At 68.2% G+C, this 21,656-nt stretch carries 17 protein-coding genes; 8 read left to right on the top strand and 9 right to left on the bottom strand.

Translation table 11 applies throughout. The annotated features are described in order from the left end of the window. Positions 1-38 precede the first annotated feature (38 nt). Complete coding sequence (locus ABTZ43_RS05095) at positions 39-374, bottom strand: hypothetical protein (RefSeq protein WP_350538042.1); 336 nt, start codon at positions 372-374, stop codon at positions 39-41. Between the two features lie 239 nt (positions 375-613). Continuing rightward, a complete protein-coding gene (gene gnd, locus ABTZ43_RS05090) occupies positions 614-1,669 on the bottom strand; it encodes a phosphogluconate dehydrogenase (NAD(+)-dependent, decarboxylating) (protein WP_350538041.1) in 1,056 nt (351 codons plus the stop codon). A 156-nt stretch (positions 1,670-1,825) separates the two neighbouring features. On the opposite strand from gnd, the gene ABTZ43_RS05085 reads away from it, so the two are divergent. After that, positions 1,826-3,004: a MalY/PatB family protein gene (locus tag ABTZ43_RS05085; RefSeq protein ID WP_350538040.1), complete on the top strand. Its 1,179-nt coding sequence runs from the start codon at positions 1,826-1,828 to the stop codon at positions 3,002-3,004. Between the two features lie 724 nt (positions 3,005-3,728). Here ABTZ43_RS05085 and ABTZ43_RS05080 read toward each other — a convergent pair. Together ABTZ43_RS05080 and ABTZ43_RS05075 are read right to left on the bottom strand one after the other, a co-directional pair. Continuing rightward, on the bottom strand, positions 3,729-4,925 hold the full coding sequence (locus tag ABTZ43_RS05080) for a MalY/PatB family protein (protein WP_350538039.1): 1,197 nt from the start codon (positions 4,923-4,925) through the stop codon (positions 3,729-3,731). 226 nt (positions 4,926-5,151) lie between these two features. Beyond that, positions 5,152-5,379 carry a DUF2188 domain-containing protein gene (locus ABTZ43_RS05075; protein ID WP_056414066.1) on the bottom strand — a complete coding sequence of 76 codons (228 nt, stop codon included), beginning with the start codon at positions 5,377-5,379 and terminating at the stop codon, positions 5,152-5,154. A gap of 204 nt (positions 5,380-5,583) precedes the next feature. Here ABTZ43_RS05075 and ABTZ43_RS05070 point away from each other — a divergent pair, with 204 nt between their 5' ends. Beyond that, positions 5,584-7,245 carry a serine/threonine-protein kinase gene (locus ABTZ43_RS05070; protein WP_350538038.1) on the top strand — a complete coding sequence of 554 codons (1,662 nt, stop codon included), beginning with the start codon at positions 5,584-5,586 and terminating at the stop codon, positions 7,243-7,245. Between the two features lie 132 nt (positions 7,246-7,377). On the opposite strand, the gene ABTZ43_RS05065 is transcribed toward ABTZ43_RS05070, so the two are convergent. After that, the gene (locus ABTZ43_RS05065; RefSeq protein WP_350538037.1) at positions 7,378-7,842 is read right to left on the bottom strand and encodes a VOC family protein; all 465 of its coding nucleotides are present in this window, start codon (positions 7,840-7,842) and stop codon (positions 7,378-7,380) included. 100 nt (positions 7,843-7,942) lie between these two features. Between ABTZ43_RS05065 and ABTZ43_RS05060 the strand changes: the two genes are divergently transcribed. The 3 genes from ABTZ43_RS05060 to ABTZ43_RS05050 are packed head-to-tail and all read left to right on the top strand — an operon-like array spanning position 7,943 to position 11,490. Then, on the top strand, positions 7,943-8,914 hold the full coding sequence (locus ABTZ43_RS05060) for a helix-turn-helix transcriptional regulator (RefSeq protein WP_350538036.1): 972 nt from the start codon (positions 7,943-7,945) through the stop codon (positions 8,912-8,914). 39 nt (positions 8,915-8,953) lie between these two features. Further along, entirely contained in the window at positions 8,954-11,287 is a 2,334-nt protein-coding gene (gene purL, locus ABTZ43_RS05055; RefSeq protein ID WP_350538035.1) for a phosphoribosylformylglycinamidine synthase subunit PurL, read from the top strand. Beyond that, positions 11,284-11,490 (top strand): hypothetical protein, encoded by a 207-nt coding sequence (locus ABTZ43_RS05050; protein WP_350538034.1) that lies wholly within the window; start codon positions 11,284-11,286, stop codon positions 11,488-11,490. The genes purL and ABTZ43_RS05050 overlap by 4 nt, the downstream gene beginning before the upstream one ends. A 31-nt stretch (positions 11,491-11,521) precedes the next feature. On the opposite strand, the gene ABTZ43_RS05045 is transcribed toward ABTZ43_RS05050, so the two are convergent. Further along, complete coding sequence (locus ABTZ43_RS05045) at positions 11,522-11,734, bottom strand: hypothetical protein (RefSeq protein WP_350538033.1); 213 nt, start codon at positions 11,732-11,734, stop codon at positions 11,522-11,524. Between the two features lie 48 nt (positions 11,735-11,782). Between ABTZ43_RS05045 and ABTZ43_RS05040 the strand changes: the two genes are divergently transcribed. Beyond that, positions 11,783-15,751 carry an NACHT domain-containing protein gene (locus ABTZ43_RS05040; RefSeq protein ID WP_350538032.1) on the top strand — a complete coding sequence of 1,323 codons (3,969 nt, stop codon included), beginning with the start codon at positions 11,783-11,785 and terminating at the stop codon, positions 15,749-15,751. Here the strand turns inward: ABTZ43_RS05040 and ABTZ43_RS05035 are convergent. Next, positions 15,748-16,323, bottom strand: coding sequence for a TetR/AcrR family transcriptional regulator (locus ABTZ43_RS05035; protein ID WP_350538031.1), 576 nt, complete (start codon positions 16,321-16,323; stop codon positions 15,748-15,750). The two genes, ABTZ43_RS05040 and ABTZ43_RS05035, sit on opposite strands and share 4 nt — an antisense overlap. 70 nt (positions 16,324-16,393) lie before the next feature. On the opposite strand from ABTZ43_RS05035, the gene ABTZ43_RS05030 reads away from it, so the two are divergent. Both ABTZ43_RS05030 and ABTZ43_RS05025 read left to right on the top strand, forming a co-directional pair. After that, entirely contained in the window at positions 16,394-18,952 is a 2,559-nt protein-coding gene (locus ABTZ43_RS05030) for an MMPL family transporter (protein WP_350538030.1), read from the top strand. A 273-nt stretch (positions 18,953-19,225) separates the two neighbouring features. Next, positions 19,226-19,576, top strand: a complete 351-nt coding sequence (locus ABTZ43_RS05025) for a TraR/DksA family transcriptional regulator (RefSeq protein WP_350538029.1) — start codon at positions 19,226-19,228, stop codon at positions 19,574-19,576. A 158-nt stretch (positions 19,577-19,734) separates the two neighbouring features. Here ABTZ43_RS05025 and ABTZ43_RS05020 read toward each other — a convergent pair whose 3' ends face one another. Together ABTZ43_RS05020 and ABTZ43_RS05015 are read right to left on the bottom strand one after the other, a co-directional pair. Then, complete coding sequence (locus tag ABTZ43_RS05020) at positions 19,735-21,267, bottom strand: serine hydrolase domain-containing protein (RefSeq protein WP_350538028.1); 1,533 nt, start codon at positions 21,265-21,267, stop codon at positions 19,735-19,737. 9 nt (positions 21,268-21,276) lie between these two features. Then, on the bottom strand, positions 21,277-21,656 hold a 380-nt coding region (locus ABTZ43_RS05015), incomplete at its 5' end, for an ArsR/SmtB family transcription factor (RefSeq protein ID WP_350538027.1).

Below are 21,656 nucleotides of genomic sequence, written 5' to 3'. Positions count from 1 at the left end.
TCAGATGATGCGGGCGCGTTTCGTCTCGCTTCGCTCGCTCAATGGGCGGGGACCGTGGTCACCAACGCCGTGGCGATGGCGGCGGCTGTGAGCCCCAGCACTCCCGAAGCGAGGAACGCGACACCCGCGGGCCAGACCGCGAGCAGCGTGACCTCGAAGCTGCCCTCGCCCATCGGCTCCAGCTGCTCGATCGACCCGGTGACCGTCAGCGCGATGCCGACGATCAACGCGATCAGAGGGATGCTCCAGGCGAGCGTCCACGACAGCCGGCGAACCGTCCTGCGGCTCAGCGGGGGCGGGGCGTGTTCGTCGCCGTGCGAGTCGGTTCGAGCCTGCGCGGTGCGCTCGCGCGCAGCATCCGGTGTGCCGTCCATGCCTGCACCATAGCGCTCGCGGGGCGTCCGCGGACACACGTCAGGAGTGCGGATGCGGGCGCGTTTCGTCTCGCTTCGCTCGCTCAACGGGCGGGAGTGCGGGCCTCGCTCAACGGGCGGGGGCTGGGCGGGGGCGCGGGCCTCGTTCAACGAGCGCGGGCTGGGAACCGGTGCGCGTTTCGTCTCGCTTCGCTCGCTCAACGGGCGGGGCCTCGCACGACGAGCGAGGCCCACTCGACTCAGTCGGACTCCGCCTTGCGCGCACCGGCCTCGAGCACGTCGCCGGCGGGCAGCTCCTGGTGCCCGCCGAACTGCAGACGCATCGCCGACAGCACCTGGTTCGCGAAGTGGTCTTCGCCGCGCGACGCGAAGCGCTCGAACAGCGAAGCGGCGAGCACCGGCACGGGAACTCCGACGTCGACGGCGGCCTTGACGGTCCAGCGGCCCTCGCCCGAGTCCGACACCCGGCCGGCGAGTCCGTCGAGCTGCGGGTTCTCGGCGAGGGCGGCCGCGGTCAGGTCGAGCAGCCACGACGAGATCACGGATCCTCGGCGCCACAGCTCGGCGACCTTCGACGTGTCGATGGGGAACTGATAGAACTCGGGCTCCTCGAGCGGGGCGATCTCGGCGGAGTGCTCGGCCTCGCGCACCCCGGCGTCCGCGTTGTGCAGCAGGTTGAGGCCCTCGGCGATCGACGCCATGATGCCGTACTCGATGCCGTTGTGCACCATCTTCACGAAGTGCCCCGCACCCGACGGGCCGCAGTGCAGATATCCCTGCTCCTCGGGGGTGAGGTCTCCGGCGCGACCGGGCGTGCGCTCGATCTCGCCGACGCCCGGGGCGATCGTGCGCAGCACCGGCTCGATGCGCTGCACGGCCTCGTCGGGCCCGCCGACCATGAGGCAGTATCCGCGGTCGAGCCCGAACACTCCGCCGCTGGTGCCGACGTCGACGTAGTGGATGCCGCGCTCCCGCAGTGCCGCAGCACGCCGCACGTCGTCGCGGTAGTTCGAGTTGCCGCCGTCGATGAGGATGTCGCCCTCATCGAGCACCGCCGCGACCTCGTCGGCGACCTGTCCGGTGAGAGAGGCGGGCACCATCATCCAGATCGCCCTGGGGGCTTCGAGCTTCGACGCCAGGTCGGCCATGCTGTCGGCGCCCGTCGCTCCCTCCGCGACGAGGGCCTGCACGGCATCCGCATTCACGTCGTAGACCACGCAGTCGTGGCCGTCGCGCATGAGACGGCGCACGATGTTGGCGCCCATCCGGCCGAGTCCGATCATCGCGAGCTGCATGAGGTTCCCTTCGTCGCCGCCGGCTCGCGGTACCGCGAGCCGGGTCGGGGCAATCCTGGCACGCGAGGCTATGACGCTCAACGGCGACCCGCGGGCGGATGCCGCGCCTGTCGCCGACCCGGGCCCGGTGTCGCCGGCGGGTGGAAGGATTGGACCATGACCTCCCCCGCGTTCGACCAGATCACTCGCGACGACCTGCACAGCGCGGGCAGCCTGAAGTGGACGACCTTTCCCGACATGATCGGCGCGTTCGTCGCGGAGATGGACTTCGGTCTCGCCCCCGCCATCACCGACGCGGTCAAGGATGCTCTCGACGTCGGCGTGACCGGCTATCTGCCCGAGCGTCTCGCGAAAGACCTCTCCGCCGCGACCGCCCGCTGGTACGCGGAGTCGTACGGGTGGGAGATCCCGGCCGACCGGGTGCACCATGTGCCCGACGTGATCGCCGCGTTCGAGCTGGCGATCGAGAACTTCACCTCCCCGGGGTCGGCCGTCATCGTGCCGACGCCCGCGTACATGCCGTTCCTCTTCGTGCCGCCGATGCACGGTCGCCGGGTGATCGAGGTGCCGAGCATCGAGGTCGACGGACGCTGGATCATGGATCTGGATGCCGTCGCCCAGGCATTCCGCGACGGCGGCGAGATGCTGGTGCTCTGCAACCCGCACAACCCCCTCGGCACGGTCGCGACCCGCGACGAGCTGCTCGCCATCGCCGAGACGGTGTCGGCGGCGGGCGGACGCGTGTTCGCCGACGAGATCCACGCCCCCATCGTCTACGCCCCGGCGCAGCACATCCCCTACGCCTCGGTGTCGGATGCCGCCGCCGCCCACACGTTCACCGCGACCTCCGCCTCGAAGGCGTGGAACCTCGCGGGACTCAAGTGCGCCCAGGTGATCATCTCGAACGACACCGACGCCGAGCTCTGGGAGCGCCTCGGATTCTGGCCCGGACACGGCACCTCGACGCTGGGCGTCGTGGCGAACATCGCGGCCTACACGGCCGGCGCCCCGTGGCTCGACGACGTCGTGGAGTACCTCGACCGCAACCGGCGGACGCTGGCGCAGCTCGTCGACGAGAAGCTCCCCGGCGTGCGGATGATCGTGCCCGAGGGCAGCTACATCGCCCTGCTGGACTTCCGCGAGACGGGGCTGACCGGCGATCTCGCCGAGTGGTTCCGCGAGCACGCGGGAGTCGCGATGACCGACGGCGCCGCCTGCGGCGAGGCGGCCATCGGCTACACGCGGTTCGTGTTCGCGCTGCCCCGGCCCCTGCTGGTCGAGGCCGTCGAACGCATCGCTGCGGCGCTGGCCGGGCGGGCCTCAGTCTCCGCCTAGCCGCCGCGGGCGCCTGGCCGCCTTTCGGCCCGCCGCGTCCGCCTGCCCGCCGGCTTCGGGCGGGGTCAGTTCTGCATCCGAAACAGGCCTCCCGGATGCGAAATCGACCCCGCACCGCACCCAGCCGCCCGACCGCCGCACCGCGCCCACCCCACCGCCGCACCGCGCCCGCCCACCGATTCGAGCGGGGCCAGTTCCGCACCCGAAACAGCCCTCCCGGATGCGAAATCGACCCCGCACCGCACCCGCCCGCCCGGCCGCACGCCCGACCGCCGCACCACGCCCGCCCACCGATTCGAGCGGGGCCAGTTCCGCACCCGAAACAGGCCTCCCGGATGCGAAATCGACCCCGCACCGGGCCGCGCCCGCGCGCCCACCCGACCGCCGCACCGCGCCGCACACCGATTCGGGCGGGGCCAGTTCCACACCGGAATCAGCCCTCCCGGATGCGAAATCGAACCCGCACCGCCCCGCACCGCACCGCACCCCGCCCGATTGCCGCGCCCGCCCACCGATTCGGACGGGGTCAGTTCCACACCGGAGACAGCCCTCCCGGATGCGAAATCGACCCCGCACCGCCCCGCACCGCACCGCACCCCGCCCGATTGCCGCGCCCGCCCACCGATTCGGACGGGGTCAGTTCCGCACCCGAAACAGCCCTCCCGGATGCGAGATCGACCCCGCACCGCACCGCCCCGCGCCACGCCGCGCCCCGCCCGCCGGTTCAGCGGTCGCGCACCGCATCCCCCATCGCCGCGAACGCCTCTCGAAGGATCGGCCGAGGCGTCGCGAACACCACCCGGACATAGTCCTCGTATCCGCGACCGAGCAGGCGGCCTTCGGTGAGCACGACCCCCGCACGGTCGCGGAAGAACGCGGCGGGCGCGCCGTCGATCTCGAGCGCGCGTGTGTCGACCCATCCGATGTAGGTCGCCTCCGGTTCGCGGTACACCGCCCCGGGCAGCTGCTCGGAGACCAGCGACCCGAGCTCCCGGCGCGACTGCGAGAGGTACTCGAGCACCCCGTCGAGCCACGACTTGCCCTCGCGGTAGGCCGCGGTGGAGGCCACCACTCCGAGCGTCGCGGCACCGTGCTGCACCGAGAACCCGAACCTCTTGTACAGCTGCTGATCGGCGTCGTTCGAGGTGATCAGCTGCGCGGTCTTGAGCCCGGGGAGGTTCCAGGCCTTCGATGCGCTCGTTCCGGTGATCGTGTGCGCCGCCGTCGAGTCCGACAGCGAGGCATAGGGGATGAAGGGGCGTCCGTCGAAGCGCAGCGGCGCATGGATCTCGTCGGCGAACACGCGGCCACCGTGCCGCTCGACGATCTCGGCGAGCGACTCGAGCTCGGTGCGCTCGACCACGGTCCCGGTGGGATTGTGCGGATTGCAGAGCACGAGCGTGCGGGCGCCGGCCGCGAAAGCCTCGTCGATGCGCTGCAGATCATGGTGCCAGCGCACCCGTCCCTGCGCGTCGACCGTCTGGATCCCGGGCACTTCGATCACCGGATGCCCGATCGACGGCAGATATGTCAGAAACGGCATATATGCCGGAGTCGGCACGATCACCGCGGATCCGGTAGGCGCATACTCCTCGACGGCGACGCGCAGGGCCGCCATGACGTCGGAGACCGGATGCACGCGGTCGGGGTCGATGTTCCAGCCGTACTCGTCGCGCATCCATGCCGCCGTCGCCTCGCCGAGCCTGGCGGCCAGCGGCGGCGAGAGATACCCGAGGTTCTCCTCGTCGATCGCCCGGTGCAGCGACTCCGCGATCACCGGCGCGACGCCGAAATCCATCTCCGCGACCCACGCGCCGATGTGGCCGGGATGCAGACTCCACTTACGGCTCTCAGGTCGATCGAGATCGAACCTCGTGCGGGAGTCGAACGGATGCGGGTCGGCGTTCACGGAGTCGCTCATGGTGCTCGACGCTCAGCCCTCGGCTCGACATCGCGGCGCGCACGCGCGCTGCGATCGACGACTCTTCACGACGGTGCGGCGACTCTCGGACACGGAACTCCTTCACGGCGGAGTCTCCAGGGTACGGATGCCCGCGGGCTCGCGGCCAGTCCGATGTCGGCCCGTGACACGACTCCGTGCGTTCCGGGCGCCTTCCGCTGAGGTGACATCTCTCCGAAGATCGCGCTCAGTTCATGAGGTCGCGCGGATGCCAATCGTGCAGGTTGCGGGTGTCCGACGGCCCCTCCTCCGAACGCACGGCGTGCTGAACCTGGCGTGCGGCGGCCGCGCCACGACCGACCCGGACGGCCTCCTCCTCGGTCTCGAAGCTGGAACCCAGCGTGCGGGCTTCGCCCTCGATCCGGTTGAACCAGATCCCGTCACGCTGGAAGGTCTCGATGTCGCCTGCGGCCATGCCCCTACCTTTCGATCTCCCTCTTTTCTACGTCAGAGTGCGACCGGGGCCGAGACCCTTGACACGTTCGGGCACGCTCTCCGTCCGCCGCTCAGGCGACCGCATCCATCGATCGACGTCCGCGTCAACCCCTGTGACGAGCACCCGCCGCCGTCGATACCGTGTGACGTTGCATGACCCGGATGCAGCTGCAAGGAGCACGTGATGACGCTGGAAGTGATGTCGCCCACGGCGGCACTGCTCGATGGACGCTACATTCTGCACGACCGTGTGGGACAGGGCGGAATGGCGACGGTCTACCGCGCCGAAGACACCCACCTCGGCCGCACCGTGGCGATCAAGATGATCCACGAGGGTCAGGGGCCCGTCGCCTCGATCGAGCGCGCGCACACCGAGAAGACGCTGCTCGCCTCCCTGAGCCATCCCTCTCTCGTCACGCTGTACGACGCGCAGCTCACCCCGAATCGCCCGCAGTACCTGGTCATGGAGTTCGTGAAGGGGCCGACGCTGGCCGACCGCATGACCGACGGCCCCATGCCACCCGCGGACGTCGCGCGGATCACCCGCGACCTCGCCGCGGGGCTGACCGCCGTGCACGCGGCGGGGATCGTCCACCGCGACGTCAAGCCGTCGAACGTGCTGCTCGCCTCCGACCGCACGGGTCGACCGGTGGTCGCGAAGCTCGCCGACTTCGGCATCGCGTGCGCCATCGACGACACTCGGCTCACCACTCCCGGCATCGTGCTCGGCACGCTCACCTACATGGCCCCGGAGCAGCTCCGCGATCAGGAGCCCGGCACGCCGGTCGACGTGTTCTCTCTCGGCCTGGTCGCACTCGAAGCCCTCACCGGCCAGGCCGGATACCCCTCGCTCGCGTCGGGGCGCGCCGCGGCCATCGCCCGGCTCGCGCACCCGCCGATCATCCCGGCGACGGTGCCGGACGGCTGGCGCGACCTGATCACGCGGATGACGCGCCTCGACCCTCAGGAGCGCCCGGCCGCCGCCGAGGTCGCCCGCGTCGCGCGCGGCCTGGTGCGGGGATACGCCGCCGATACGAGCGAGACCGCCGTCGCCGCGGGTTCCGCATCGATCGTCGCGGCCGCCGGTCCGACCCCCGCGCGGGGTGTGGTCGGCGGGGCAGACGCAGTCGGCGGGGCAGACGCAGTCGGCGGGGCAGACGCAGTCGGCGGGGTCGACAGGGTCGGAGTGCCCGGTGCAGCCGGTGAAACCCGCGCAGTCGGTGTAGTCGGCGCGGCAGGCGGAGTAGGCGCAGCCGGCGCAGCAGACGATCGAGTTGCGGCAGATACGGTGCATGAGCCGGATGCGGTGGGCCCGGCGCGGGATCCGGGAGCGGCCGGGGCGACTCGGACCGGTGCCACGGCCGTGTTCCCCGCGACGGACGGCGCGGACGCTCCCCTTCGCGCCCGCACGCCGCGCGGCGCCCGCACCGGCACCCGCACCCGCGTGATCGCCGGCGCTGCCGGTGTTGCCGCGGCCGGGGCGCTCGTCGTCGGTCTCGTGGCTTTCACCGCGCCGGCATCCGACATCGGGCGCGTGGCGTCGACGGCGGTCGTCCGTACGGCGTCGACACCCGCTGAGGCCGAGCCGCAGAGCACGCCCGTCGAGACGGTCACCGACGCGGAGATGCCGGCGAACTCCGGAACCCCCGGCAACTCGGGCAACCCCGGCAACTCGGGCAACCCCGGGAACTCGGGCAACCCCGGGAACTCGGGCAACCCCGGGAACTCGGGGAACCCGGGAAACTCCGGAACCCCCGGAAACTCGGGCAAGGCCGACAAAGCCGACAAGCTCGACAACCCCGACAAGGCCGACAGACCGGACAAAACAGACAAGCCGGACAAGTAGAACGGCGACTCCGGCAGGAACTGATCCGGGTCGCGCGTTCACGATTCAGCATGGGCGGGCTCATTACCACGCGACACGGAAGCGTCGAGTGGCCCCGACACTTCTCATGCTGAATCGCGAACGGCGTCCGGCTCAGCCCGCGTACTCCGCGCGCACATCGAGCACCCAGGTCACGCCGAAGCGATCCGTCAGCATGCCGAAGCCGGGCGACCATGGCGACGCCGCGAGCGGTTCGATGATCGAGGCGCCGTCGGCCAGAGCGTCCCAGTATCCGCGCAGCTCGTCGAGCGAATCCGCGCGCACCGACTGGAAGAACGTGCGATCGGTGAGGGTCGCGCCGTTCTCTCGCGTCGTCGTCCCGGCGGTCGCGGCCAGGTCCTCCGCCGCTCCGGGAATGTCGTACGCCATGAGCCGGAAGCCGTCGGCGTTCTCGAGCTGTCCGAACACGACCTTGTCAGCACCGGGCACGTCGGCCGGCATCCCGAAGTCTCCGTAGGTCGCGAGTGTCACCTCCCCGCCGAAGACAGACCGGTAGAACTCGAGCGCAGCCCGCGCCGTGCCGCGGAAGTTGAGGTGGGTGGTGGTTGCGATGGACATGGGATCTCCTCGATCGTCGCGGCAGCGTATCCGCCGTCGAGAGCCACACTCTCGCCAGAAGAGGACGGTTTCGGTCCTCTTCTTGACGCAGAATGAGAACATGACCGGCAGCTCCTCCCGCATGCTCGCGCTGCTCTCACTGCTGCAGTCGCCGCGCGACTGGCCAGGGCACGTGCTCGCGGACCGACTCGAGGTCACGTCCCGAACGGTGCGTCGTGATGTCGACCGCTTGCGCGAGCTCGGATATCGGATCCGCGCGAGCAAAGGTCCCGACGGCGGATACCGATTGGACGCCGGCTCCGAGCTGCCGCCCCTGCTCTTCGACGACGACCAGGCCGTCGCGATCGCGGTCGCGCTGCAGAGCGTGCCGACCACGGGCATCGACATCGACGAGGGGGCCGCCCGTGCACTCGCGACGGTGCGGCAGGTGATGCCCGCCCGGCTGCGGCATCGTGTCGACGGCATCCGCTTCACGGGCGTCGGGAACGAGACGCGGGTCGACCCCGCCGTGCTCGAGGCAGTCAGCGCCGCCGTGCGCGATCGCCACGTGCTGCGCTTCGACTACGGCGATGCCGACCGCCCGGCCCGACGCACGGAGCCGCACGCGGTGGTCGCCAGGGAAGGTCGCTGGTACCTGCTCGCCTGGGATCTCGACGCCGAGGACTGGCGCACCTTCCGGCTGGACCGGATGTCGCCGCGCCTGCCCACGCGTCTGCCCTTCACCCCGCGCGAACTGCCCGCCGCGGACGCGCAGACGTATCTCGCGGCACGGGCCAAAGGAGCGGATGCCGTCGACCGCTGGCCCTGCATCGGCGAGGTGATCATCGGACTCCCGGCGACCGAGGTCGCCCACTGGATCGGTCGGGATGGAACGGTCGATCCGATCGATGCCACCTCGTGCCGTGTCACCATCGGATCGTGGTCGTGGGTCAGCGTCCTCGCCTCCCTGACCCGCTTCGATGCCCCGTTCACGATCGTCGGCCCGCCCGCCCTGGCCGACGCTGCGCGCACGCTCACAGCCCGCTTCGCCGCCGCGTCCCCGCCGACCGTCGGTGTCGGCATCCCCCGGTAGACTGGCCATGCCCCGCCGGCCCCTCATCTAGGAGTGCGCGTGACCACCGCCCCTGCACCTGCCCACAAGCACGTCCCCGACTCCGTCGAGAACGCGACCGCTACTCCCGAGAAGGAGCAGCCCTACGCAGCGCTGGGCCTCAAGGACGACGAGTACGCGAGGATCCGCGAGATCCTCGGCCGCCGCCCCACCTCCGGCGAGCTGGCCATGTACTCGGTCATGTGGTCGGAGCACTGCTCGTACAAGTCGTCGAAGAACTACCTGCGCCGCTTCGGCCAGAAGGTCTCCGACGAGATGAAGGAACGCCTCATGGTGGGCATGGGCCAGAACGCGGGCGTCATCGACGTCGGCGAGGGCTGGGCCGTCACCTTCAAGGCCGAGTCGCACAACCACCCCTCCTTCATCGAGCCGTTCCAGGGCGCGGCGACCGGCGTCGGCGGCATCGTCCGCGACATCATCTCGATGGGCGCCCGCCCGGTCGCGGTCATGGACGCCCTGCGCTTCGGCGCGATCGACCACCCCGACACCGCCCGCGTCGTGCACGGCGTCACCAGCGGCATCAGCTTCTACGGCAACTGCCTCGGCCTGCCGAACATCGGCGGCGAGACGGTCTTCGACGCCGTCTACCAGGCCAACCCGCTCGTCAACGCGCTCGCGGTCGGCGTGCTGCGCCACGAAGACCTCAAGCTCGCCAACGCCACCGGCGTGGGCAACAAGGTCGTGCTGTTCGGCGCCCGCACGGGCGGCGACGGCATCGGCGGTGCCAGCATCCTGGCCTCCGACACGTTCGCCGACGGCGGCCCCACCAAGCGTCCCGCCGTGCAGGTCGGCGACCCGTTCGCCGAGAAGGTGCTCATCGAGTGCTGCCTCGAGCTGTACCGCGACGAGCTCGTCGAGGCGATCCAGGATCTCGGCGCCGCCGGCATCTCGTGCGCCACCAGCGAGCTCGCGGCCAACGGCAACAGCGGCATGAAGGTCTCGCTCGACAACGTGCTGCTGCGCGATCCGTCGCTGACGGCCGAAGAGATCCTGATGTCGGAGTCGCAGGAGCGCATGATGGCGATCGTCGCGCCCGAGAAGCTCGACGCGTTCCTCGCCGTGGTGAACAAGTGGGAGGTCGAGACCTCCGTGCTCGGCGAGGTCACCGGCGACGGCCGCCTCATCATCGACTGGCAGGGCGAGCGCATCGTCGACGTCGACCCCTCGACCGTCGCGGTCGACGGCCCCGTCTACGACCGCCCGGTCGCGTACCCGACGTGGATCGACGCCCTGCAGGCGGATGCCGCCGAGAACCTTCCGCGCTCGAACGACCCCGAAGTGCTGCGCGAGCAGTTCCTGAACCTCGTCGCCTCGCCGAACCTCGCCGACACCCGCTGGATCACCAACCAGTACGACTACTACGTGCTCGGCAACACGGCCCTCGCGTTCCCCGACGACGCCGGCATGATCCGTGTCGACGAGGAGTCGGGCCTGGGCTTCGCGATCTCGACCGATGCGAACGGCCGCTACTCGCAGCTCGACCCGTACGCGGGCGCGCAGCTGGCCCTCGCCGAGGCGTACCGCAACGTCGCCGTGACCGGCGCTGTGCCCACCGCGATCACCGACTGCCTGAACTTCGGATCCCCCGAGAACCCCGAGGTCATGTGGCAGTTCGGGCAGACGGTCGACGGCCTGGCCGACGGATGCTACGAGCTCGGCACCCCGGTCACCGGCGGCAACGTCTCGTTCTACAACCAGACCGGCGACGTGCCGATCCACCCGACCCCGCTCGTCGGCGTGCTCGGCATCATCGACGACGTCTCGCGCCGCATCCCGTCGGGGTGGCAGGACGAGGGGCAGAACATCTACCTGCTCGGCACGACCTCGACCGAGCTGTCGGGATCGGCGTGGGCCGAGACCGTGCACCAGCACCTCGGCGGACTGCCGCCCAAGGTCGACCTCGCGGGTGAGAAGCGCCTCGCCGGCCTGCTCGCGGCAGCTCGCGACGAATGGCTGATCTCGTCGGCGCACGACCTGTCCGAGGGTGGACTCGCGCAGGCACTCGCCGAGGGCGTCTCTCGCTTCGGAGTCGGAGCCCGCGTGTGGCTGAACGAGATCCTCGAGCGCGACGGTGTGGATGCCGCATCCGCCCTGTTCTCGGAGTCGACCGGCCGCGTCATCGTGACCGTGCCGCGCGAAGACGACGTCAAGTTCCGCGGACTGTGCGAAGGCCGGGGATACCCGGTCATGCGCATCGGCGTGACCGACACCGAAGGCGCCAAGCTCGAGGTGCAGGGCGTCTTCACCGTTCCGGTCGCCGAGATCTGCGAGCGCTCGCAGGCCACCCTTCCCGCCGCCTTCGGCCCGACGGTCGCCGAGCCGGTCGGCGCATGAGCGAGCTCAGCCGGCGACCCGAGCCGTCAGGTCGCCCCGACCGGGCGCGGCCCGACGCGAGCGGCCCTGCCGAGTTGAGCGAGGACTACGGCGATCTGGGCGAGCGTCGGAATCGCCGCATCCGCCTCGTCGCGTGGACGGTGATCGTCGCGCTCATCCTCGGCGGTGGCGGCGCGACCGTGCTGAGCCTCCTCATCGTCTGACTCGGGCTCGCGCTGAGGACCCGGCGACGGCCTAGCGGGAGAAGAGGAACCGGGTCAGCTGCACGATCGACTCCGGGTCGTGGCGTTCGCGCCCCAGCGATTCGACGATGATCGCCCCGAGGATGACTCGTCCGAGCTGTTCGACGGGAGCGTCGGCGACGAGCTGGCCGTCGCGGATGCCGCCGCGGATGCGCGCGCTCAGGTACTTCTCGACGCCGAGACTCTCTCCGAGGTGCGCTCCCACATCGCTGCATGCTCGCATCCGGGGCGAAACTTACGCCATCATGTTTCTATGACCGACTACGACTTCGAGCGCCTCGGCTCGCGAGAGTTCGAGCACATGAGTCAAGCATTAGCAGCCAAGCTGCTGGGCCCGCTGATCACAACCTTCGGCGATGGGCCAGATGGTGGACGCGAGGCAACATGGGACGGCGCGGTTACGCCTCTCTCGGCCGATTCGAACTGGGATGGTTATGGTGTTCTTCAGGCCAAGTTTATGTCGCGCCCAGGTAAGGCGAAGGAGAATCTAGCTTGGTTCCGCTCGGAGATTCATGCCGAGCTCGATAAATGGGCCGCACCAGTCTCCAACCGAAGTCGTAAACCTGAGTTCTTCATTATTGTCACGAATAGTCGCTTGTCCGCTTCCCCGGGAAATGGTAAAGACGCTGCAAACGAACTTGTTCGAACTGCGATCTCGACGAAAAAACTACCAATACAGGCGTTCCGAATTTGGGACTACGATGACCTTCGACCATTTCTTGATGACGCTGAGAGTATTCGTCGTCGTTATTCTGCATTTCTAACCCCTGGCGACATCGTCGCTTCAGTATTGGATTCGAAGCAATCACATGCAGAGAACCTGGCGACCGCGCTATCCGTCTCTGCCGCCCTCGCCCTCCGGGATGATGCTCCCTTAAACCTCACTCAGACGGGCGTGATGAGCGAAACTGGGCTGACGATCGCTGACGTTTTCGTCGACCTACCGTCAGAGGTATCAAGCGCATCGCGCCGATCTCAGAGCCAAGCGTCAGCCCGCGACGGAGTGCCGCCAACGGCTCAACTATCCGACGCGGACGATCTAATCCATTATCGAATCCCCAGCAGCGGCGAAGGTGTCGCTTCTCGCCTGATCACAATATTGAATCGCACTCGCTCTCCGCGCGAAGAGGAAGGCGTTGAAAGCGTCAGTGTCGTCGTCGTCGGCGGTCCCGGGCAGGGAAAGTCTACCGTCACCCAGTGGCTATCGCAGCTATACCGCGTGGAGTTTCTCGAAGGGAATCCGGCGCTTCGAGGAAACCGCACCACGCGCGATATCGCAGAATCCCTGAGGTCGCGGGCGGCGAATCTGCAGCTGCCTAAAATCAATGCTCGACGATGGCCGTTTCGAATCATACTTACGGAGTTTGCCGACTACATGTCCGCAAACCCTGGCGCCACACTTGTCGAGTACATTGCCACTCGCCTGACCACGCGGGGGTCTGTCACCGTGAGACCGTCCGACGTGTTGACCTGGCTGAGCCTGTACCCATCGGTGATCTTCGCCGATGGTCTTGACGAGGTTCCGCCGACTAGCAACCGAACCCAAGTCCTCCGGGCGCTGTCAGACTTGGCTGTTGAAGCAGATACCCGGTCAGGTGACCTCATCATTGTCGCTACCACTCGCCCACAGGGCTATGGCGACGAGCTGGAGCGCTTCAACCATATACGCCTACAGAAGCTTTCCGTGACGGCTGCGATATCATGCGCTCAGGCACTCATCCACGTCAGGTTCGGCGAAGGTACGCAAAAATCTGAGCAGGTTCTCGAAAGGCTCCGCAAGGCGTCGCGCGAGAGCGCAACTGAAAAACTGTTCGAGTCACCTCTCCAAGTTTCAATTCTCACCGTGCTACTCGAGAAGCTAGGCAAGGCGCCCGGCGATCGGTCGCGGTTATTCTCTGCTTACTACGAAGTTATTTCGAGTCGCGAGCAAGAAAAGTCGGGCGATCTGAGCGATCTACTCCAGAGGTACGAAGCAGATATTCGCACTCTTCATCGCGAAATCGGTAACGCACTGCAGCGGCGCACGGAGGCAGAGGGCGAGAGTTCAGCGACCCTCTCTCTTGAAGAGTTTCACGACGCTATAGCGGCGCAATTTCGCGCGCAGGGCCACAAAGAGCAAGAGATCTCCGACCTTCGCGCCGAGTTCTCTCGCCTAGTTACTGATCGACTAGTGTTTCTAACATTTGTAGTAGGCGACAGGGTCGGCTTCGAATTGCGAAGTCTTCAGGAATTCATGGCCGGAGAGTATATCGTCTCCCTCCCTGAGCCAATGATCGTTCCAGAGATCTCCCGCATCGCCCTAAGTGCTTACTGGAGAAACGTCACGCTCTTTGCGATCGGGAGCATTTTCGCCCACCGCGCCCACCTTCGGGCGGAAGTTGTCCTCATCTGCCAAGCGCTCAACCGGGACCTAGGCGGGGGTTCACTCTTTCCGGGATCCGATCTCGCAATAGATATACTCCGCGACGGAAGCTGCCTCTCAATGCCGTCTTACACGGAAGCGTTGGCCGCGGCGGCTGCCGATGCTGTTGAAGGCCCAGTTTTCGCGGACTTGCGAGACCTCGTAGCATTGACCGACGCCCGCGTGCTAAAGGTCGCGTCTGCTCGGTTGATGCAGACTCACCCAGCGCCCAGTTCCGTCTGGTTGAACCGACTGCTAGCCCGAACGTCGGTAGCGTTTCCGGCTGGCCTCGAAGGATTGCCTTCCCTGTACGAATCCCTTGATCCCGAGATCCGCCGCCACGTCGCCAGATACGCATGGGAACGCGGCGATGATGAACTAGCATCGCTGACTGATCACCTGATCTGGGACGCAAGACCGGTTGACTATTTTGATCGCGAGGGTGGGTGGGATTCTCCAGGAGACGCACCTGGAGATTTTGGACACATCGTCTACCTTGGTGACACGAATCTTTGGGACGGAGGCAACGCACCCGCACTCGATGAATCGCTCTGGGGGTCATACATGCCTTTGTTCGAGGACGAGCCTCAGTGGCGCTGGATCAATGAGAAGGCCCCAACGGGTGGTGCATGGGATGCACTGCGTTCGATATCGGCTTTCGCTCTGGACCCGTCTCAGAGCTCTCTGGCATCCGCTTTGGACGCGCTTGTCGTCTCGGGCGACCCTCTTCCTGGAAGGGCACCTTGGCCGCTTCTTTTTTGTTACAGAGCCGCAGTACATGAGTGTGGCGCGGCCGCGCACAGCGAGTCAGCTCTCAGCGCTTCGCTCAAGCTGATCGCAGAGATGGTTAGGTCGGGGAAGCTAGGAACCCTGTCCGACTGGCTAAGTTGCGAAAGCCGTAGCCCAAAGGCTGTCGCTCTCGATGTTGAGACGATCAAGCACCTTGGGAACAACACGGCTTTCGAACATGTCGCCACCGGGACCTGCGTTCCGCTGGCCGCCAGAAATTTCGCCACGAGTAGCTCAGCTCGCAAGGAGCATCAGGAAGATAACCTCACACTTCTCCGCGCGATCCTAAACTTGACCGCCACGGCGAAGGGTGGACTCGCCGCCTCGCACCTGGGCGGATTGGGGCTCTTCTTACTGTCTGTCATGGTCGACGACGGATTTGAGCTCCACGAGCACGATGACTTGTTGGACTGGGCGATCGACATCGTTAGCACCAGCCAACACGGGGAAGAACGATGGTGGAGTTGGACGTCTGTTCTTGTCGAAGAGGGGCGGTCCGGGTCGATCCCTGCGGTGCTTGACATTGCAGGGCGGCGTCCACGTCTGGTTCGCGGACCGAGGCGGGACATTTCCGACGTCCTGATCACCGCGTACAGGACCGACTCGGCTCATTGGCCTCAACTCCGCCTCGCACTACGAGGCCACCCGAGATCCGTCGAGGCGTTGACTGATAGCGAGTTGACTGGCACGCCTGCGGACACGTCGGAAGTCAGCCGCAATCTTGACCGCGTGCTAAATCTTGTACTCGCATTGCGACGTGCAGAGCGCGCTTTTCAGTCAGCTCAGGTCGAAAAGTTGGTCTCATCAGACGATTCGCTCGATGCTCGCTGGCTGCTTCAGGCTGTTCAGGGGAGTTCATACGATGCAAGCTCGATCGGGGCCCTCGCCTCTGCCGTCTCGCTGCTGGACCCAGTGTTGGGTGCCGGTTTTGCCGAAGCCGCAAACCAAATCGTCCGTAGCGCACCGGCAATCATCGATTCGAGGGCGGAAGGTCGCTTACTCGGCGCCAACGTATCTCCAAGAAGGTTTTAGTAGCGGGAGAAGAGGAACCGGGTCAGCTGCACGATCGACTCCGGGTCGTGGCGTTCGCGCCCCAGAGATTCGACGATGATCGCGCCGAGGATGGCTCGTCCGAGCTGTTCGACGGGGGCGTCGGCGGCGAGCTGGCCATCGCGGATGCCGCCGCGGATGCGCTCGCTCAGGTACTTCTCGACGCCGAGGCTCTCTCCGAGGTGCGCTCCGACACCGGCGTCCTCGGTCGCCGCGGCGACGAGCGATCGCAGCAGCACCCCGCCCTCCGGCGCCTCGAGGATCGAGAGCACGCTGCGCAGCCAGGTCTCGACGTCGGCGGCGAGGTCTCCCGTGTCGGGGACGTCGAAGTCGACGGGGATCAGCCGTCCTTCGGCGAGGCATTCACCGATCAACGCACCGCGCGACGGCCACCACCGGTAGATGGTCTGCTTGCCGACACCGGCCTCCTTCGCGATCCCCTCGATCGTGAGTCGGTCGTAGCCCTGATTGTGGAACAGCCGGGCCGTGGCATCGAGGATGGCTTCGCGCGCCGCCGTGCTGCGCACGGGCCCGCTCCGATGATCGTTCACCACGAGTTCAGGATAACCGCAGAACACTAGACGAGACGCACCGTATGATCATTGATGTCTGAAGGAGATCGTCTTGGCTTCACTGCTCTACCGTCTGGGTTCCCTCGCTGCGCGCAAGGCATGGACGGTGATCATCTCGTGGGTCCTCATCCTCGGCCTCGGGGTCGGCGCATTCCTGACCCTCGGCGGCACGCTCAGCAACAGCTTCGACATCCCCGGCACCGCGTCCGGCGCGGTGACCGATCAGCTGGCGAAGAAGCTGCCCGACACGGCTGGGGGCACGGGAACCGTGGTCTACCGGACCACCGACGGCTCGGCCTTCACGGATCAGCAGAAGCAGGAGATCTCGACGCTCGCATCGAGTGCCGAGGATCTCGACGGCGTGGCCTCGGTCATCGACCCGTTCGAGACCCAGCAGCAGCGGGCCGAGCAGGCCCAGCAGCTCGCCGACGGCAGCGACCAGGTCGAGGGCGGACGGGCGCAACTGGATGCCGGACAGACGCAGCTCGACGAGGGGCGCGCGCAGCTCGAGTCCGGGCTGGAGCAGCTGACCGCAGGCCGGGCACAGGCCGAGGCCGGTGGCGCCCCCGCCGCACAGCTCTCGGCGCTCGATGGGCAGGTCGCCGCACTGAACGCCCAGCTCACCGAGGTCGAGGCCCAGCAGAAGACCATCGACGACTCCCGCGCCGATCTCGACGAGAACGCCGAGAAGGTCGACCTCGGCACGACGCTGCTCGATCTCTCCGACGGCATCGGCGTCGTGTCGGACGACGGCTCGACCGCCATCGTCAACGTGTCGTTCGAGGATCCGCGGCTCGAACTCTCGGAGGAGATCAAGCAGGGCACGATCGAGCACTTCGAGTCGTCGCCGATCGACGGCGTCGAGGTCGACTTCGGCACCGACATCGCGCAGGGCGTCCCCGAGATCTTCGGGGTCGGCGAGGCCGTCGGACTCGCCTTCGCCGCGATCGTGCTGATCGTGATGCTGGGAACGCTGATCGGCGCCGCGCTGCCCATCGTCACGGCCGTCGTCGGCGTGGGGGTCGGTGTGACCGCGTCCCTCGCCTTCTCGGGCGTCGTCGACATGGCATCCGTCACCCCCGTGCTGGGTGTGATGCTGGGCCTCGCCGTCGGCATCGACTACTCGCTCTTCATCGTGAACCGACACCGCAAGCAGCTGCTCAACGGCGTGCCGGTGCGGGAGTCGATCGGCCTCGCCACCGGCACCTCGGGCACCGCCGTGGTCTTCGCTGGCACCACGGTCATCGTCGCCCTGCTCGCCCTCAACGTGACGGGCGTGCCGTTCCTCGGACTCATGGGCACGGTCGGCGCGGTGTGCGTCGCGGTCGCCGTGCTCGTCGCGATCACGCTCGCGCCCGCCATCCTCGGGCTCGTCGGCACTCGCCTGCTCAGCGGCAAGGCCCGCGCCACGATCGGCCAGCCGCACGCCGCGGGCGCGCCGGTGAAGCGGATGTCGACGCTGCGCGCCATCGTCACCGCTCTGGTGAGCGTGATCGCGCTGCTGATCATCGCCATCCCCTCGATGTCGATGCGTCTCGGCCTCCCCGACGGGGCCAGCGAGCCGTCGGACTCCACCAGCTATCGCGCCTTCCACGCCGTCGAGGAGCAGTTCGGCGAGGGAGCCAACGGACCGCTGCTCGTCACCGCGACCCTCGACGAGGCGGTGAGCGATGACGACCTGCTCGCCACGCAGGTCGAGGTCGCCCAGAAGATCGCCGACCAAGACGACGTCGTCGCCGTCGCCCCGATCGCGACCTCCGACGACAACACGCTGCTCGCGTTCCAGGTGCTGCCCGCCGAGGGACCGAACAGCTCGTCGACCGAGAAGCTCGTGCAGGACATCCGCGCGCTGCCGCAGCTCGACGGCGGCATCACCCTGGGCGTCGCGGGTCAGGCGGCGACCAACATCGACATCTCCGAGTCGCTCGCCGGCGTCCTGCCGCTGTACCTCGTGGTGGTGGTCGGGCTCTCGCTGCTCATCATGATCGTCGTGTTCCGCTCGCTGCTGGTGCCGATCATCGCGACGGGAGGCTTCGTGCTCTCGCTCTTCGCGACCTACGGCCTGATCGTCTCGGTGTTCCAGTTCGGCTGGGGAGCCGACATCATCGGCCTGCACAGCACGGGACCGATCCTGAGCTTCCTGCCGGTGATCCTCGTCGGCATCCTCTTCGGGCTGGCGATGGACTATCAGCTGTTCCTCGCATCCGGCATGCGTGAGGCGTATGTGCACGGCGCCTCGGCACGCGATGCCGTGGCGCAGGGCTTCCGCGCCGGCCGTTCGGTCGTCATCGCGGCGGCGCTGATCATGGTGTCGGTGTTCGGCGGCTTCATCTTCTCGGAGTCGACCATCATCCGCTCGATCGGCTTCGGACTCGCCTTCGGCGTGCTGCTCGACGCCTTCGTCGTGCGGATGCTGCTCATGCCGGCGCTCATGCATCTGCTCGGACGCTCGGCCTGGTGGCTGCCGCGGTGGCTCGACCGCATCCTGCCGAACGTCGACATGGAGGGCGCCGCCCTCGAGCGCGACCACCCCGGCGTGCGGACGGACACGGTTCAGGTGGTCTCACCGTCGGGCGGAGAACTCCCTGTTCGGCGGACCTCTGACAGCTAGGAGACCGCCCCACGCAGAGGACTCCGCCCGCCACGTAGCGCGACCACCCCGAGGTGCGGACCGACACGGTCCAGGTGGTCTCACCGTCGGGCGGAGAACTCCCTGTTCGGCGGACCTCTGACAGCTAGGACACCGCCCCACGCAGAGGACTCCGCCCGATACGGAGGTGCCTCCTGACGGGGAAGACGCCACCCGGGCGTGCGGCAGCAGCGGATGTCGGAGAGGGTCGGCACGCGGGCAGCGGATGTCGGAGGAGCGGCTTAGAGTGTGCGGATGACGTCGGATGCCCGCTCTCGCCTCACCGTGCTGCGCGCCGAGTCCGCGGCTCGGGTCGCGGCGACCGCGGCGACCCTTGCCGAGCTGATGCACGACCGCGAGGGGTCGAACGACGACGACGAGCACGACCCCGAGGGCGTCACGCTCTCGTCGGAGTGGTCACGATTGACCGGGCTGGCCGAAGCGGCGGCATCCGAACTGCGGCAGGTCGACGACGCGATCGCCCGCCTGGATGCGGGTACCTACGGCGTCTGCGCGCACTGCGGCCGACCGATTCCGGCGGAGCGCCTCGAGGTGCGCCCGTTCGCCACGCACTGCGTCGCCTGTGCCGAGAAGCTCGGCCTCTGAGCGACTGCGCCGGGCCGCGAGCCCGAGACATCGAGCACAACGTCGGAGCCGGATTCCGACTCGCCGCGCGCCCGTCCCCGCGGCACGGCGAGTCGGCGGCCGGATCCGAAGCCGTCCCCGGCGCCGCAGCAGACCGATCCCGGCCCGCCCCCGTCACCTCACCAGAGGAAGGTGACGCCGACCGCGAGCCCCGCACCGAGCACGGCGACCGGCCACCAGAGCCAGGCGCGGCGACGAGGCCGGAACGGCAGCGGCGTCCGCGACGCGCGAAGCACGAGCACTCCGATCGCGGCGAGCGCGGGAGCGAGGGCGAGTCCCCACAACCACCCGCCGACCGCGAACCAGGGTCCGCTGTGCCAGAGCAGCAGCAGTCCGAATGTCGCCCAGATCAGGTCGCTGACCGACGGGAGCAGCGCCGTCACCCGGAACGAACGCAACAGGGCGATCAGGCCGAACAGCAGCGCGAGTCCGAAGACACCCCACGCCACGGTCGCCGTCGGGGCGTCGACCTCCGGGATCGGGGCGCCCGACAGGTATGACATCGCGATGTAGTCGGCGGGGGCCACGGTGTTCGACAGGGCGAGGAACGCCGTCCCGGCATCCCGATCGAGAGTGAGCATCGTGCGGAATCCCGCGGTGCCGCCGTTGTGCCACGTCTGCAGGCCCTCGCCCGAGAAGGAGGGCGAGGTGATCCATCCCCACCCGATCTCGGTGCCTTCGCCCATGGGCGCGGTGGGTTCGAGCGCTGCGGCGCCCGGCGCCGTGCCGTCGAGGTTGGCCTGCGCCCAGAGCGCGAGGTCTGCGGCGGTCGTGAAGGTCGACGAGCCGGCCGGCAGGTATCCCTCACCCGACCAGCGGGGTGCACGGACGCCGTTGATGAGGAATCCGGGCACGGCATCGGCCGGAACCTCGTCGGCGGTCGCCGCGACGACCGTGTCGTCCATGCCGAGCGGGCCGGTGATGCGCTCCTCGAGCAGGGTCGCGTAGTCCCCGGCATCCGCTGCCTCGACGAGCGCGGTGCCGAGCAGCGAGACGGCGAAGTTCGAGTAGAGGGATCCCTGATCCGGGTCGACGGGCGCCACCGCGGCATCCGCTATCAGCTGCTCGGTCGTCGTGGTCGCGTAGGGGTTCTCGTTGAGGAGCACACCGGTGACTGCGGCGTCGGCGGCCGTGGCCCCGAGGCCGGGCAGACCCGACGTGTGCTGTGACAGCGAGGCGAGGGTCACATCGCCGGCCGGCGTGCCCTCGAGGTCGGGCAGGTGCTCGGCGAGGGCGTCGTCGGCGCTCACTTCGCCGCGCTCGATCGCCTCGGCGAACAGCGCTCCGGTGAAGGTCTTGGTGATGGATCCGAGCTCGAAGACCGTGTCGGCGGTCGGCGCTCCCGGAGTGCCGGGGTCGGCGTCGCCGAGGCCGGCGAAGACCGCTCCATCGGGGCCGATCTCGGCGACCGAGAGCGAGCGGAAGCTGTCGAGGCTGCCGGGAAGGGAGCGGATGCGGTCGGCGAGACCGGCATCCCCCGCCGTCGAGGCGCTCACCGTCTGGTGCTGCGGGCCGATCGCCGCACCGAGCGCGACACCCACCACGGCGGCGGCGCCGATCCCGGCGAGGATCGCGCGGGTCGGGCGGCGACGGGGCGCCTCCGATCCGCTCGCGCGGACCTCGGGGTCGAGGGGTGTCGAGGGGGTGGTCACGGGGGCTCCTCAGCTCGAAGCGATCATGGTCAGGACGAGAAGGGGGACGACGCGCGCCGCGGGAACTTCGTAGTACCCGCGGCGGGGCGAAACGAGCCACCCCGCCGCGACGAGCTGGCGCAGGTGGTGGTAGAGCTGACCGGACGAGGCGAGGTGCTCGAGCTGCAGCAACTCGGCCGTCGTGTGCGCTCCGCGCAGCACCTGACGGACGAGCTCGATGCGAGCGGGGTGGCCGAGTGCCTCGAGGGGGCGTGCGAGATCGCTCCAGTCCTGCGAGAGCAGGGCGTCGGCCATGAGGCCGTACTGCCAGCGGACGGGCCCTGCGGCGGTGTCGACCGCGCCGGCCATCATGACCGCACCCGGCACGCGTCGGCCGAGCTCGTTCACGA

The organism is Microbacterium sp. NPDC097977, from assembly GCF_040302605.1.
In the GTDB taxonomy this organism is placed as follows: Bacteria; Actinomycetota; Actinomycetes; order Actinomycetales; family Microbacteriaceae; genus Microbacterium.
This window is presented reverse-complemented; position numbering and strand designations above follow the sequence as displayed.

Bases quoted from the DNA above. Each gene is read 5' to 3' on its own strand.
- ABTZ43_RS05050 (WP_350538034.1), top strand. From the start codon at position 11,284: ATGAGCGAGCTCAGCCGGCGACCCGAGCCGTCAGGTCGCCCCGACCGG.
- ABTZ43_RS05095 (WP_350538042.1), bottom strand. From the start codon at position 374: ATGGACGGCACACCGGATGCTGCGCGCGAGCGCACCGCGCAGGCTCGA.
- ABTZ43_RS05075 (WP_056414066.1), bottom strand. From the start codon at position 5,379: ATGGCCGCAGGCGACATCGAGACCTTCCAGCGTGACGGGATCTGGTTC.
- ABTZ43_RS05040 (WP_350538032.1), top strand. From the start codon at position 11,783: ATGACCGACTACGACTTCGAGCGCCTCGGCTCGCGAGAGTTCGAGCAC.
- ABTZ43_RS05060 (WP_350538036.1), top strand. From the start codon at position 7,943: ATGACCGGCAGCTCCTCCCGCATGCTCGCGCTGCTCTCACTGCTGCAG.
- gnd (WP_350538041.1), bottom strand. From the start codon at position 1,669: ATGCAGCTCGCGATGATCGGACTCGGCCGGATGGGCGCCAACATCGTG.
- ABTZ43_RS05080 (WP_350538039.1), bottom strand. From the start codon at position 4,925: ATGAGCGACTCCGTGAACGCCGACCCGCATCCGTTCGACTCCCGCACG.
- ABTZ43_RS05085 (WP_350538040.1), top strand. From the start codon at position 1,826: ATGACCTCCCCCGCGTTCGACCAGATCACTCGCGACGACCTGCACAGC.
- ABTZ43_RS05025 (WP_350538029.1), top strand. From the start codon at position 19,226: ATGACGTCGGATGCCCGCTCTCGCCTCACCGTGCTGCGCGCCGAGTCC.
- ABTZ43_RS05065 (WP_350538037.1), bottom strand. From the start codon at position 7,842: ATGTCCATCGCAACCACCACCCACCTCAACTTCCGCGGCACGGCGCGG.
- ABTZ43_RS05070 (WP_350538038.1), top strand. From the start codon at position 5,584: ATGACGCTGGAAGTGATGTCGCCCACGGCGGCACTGCTCGATGGACGC.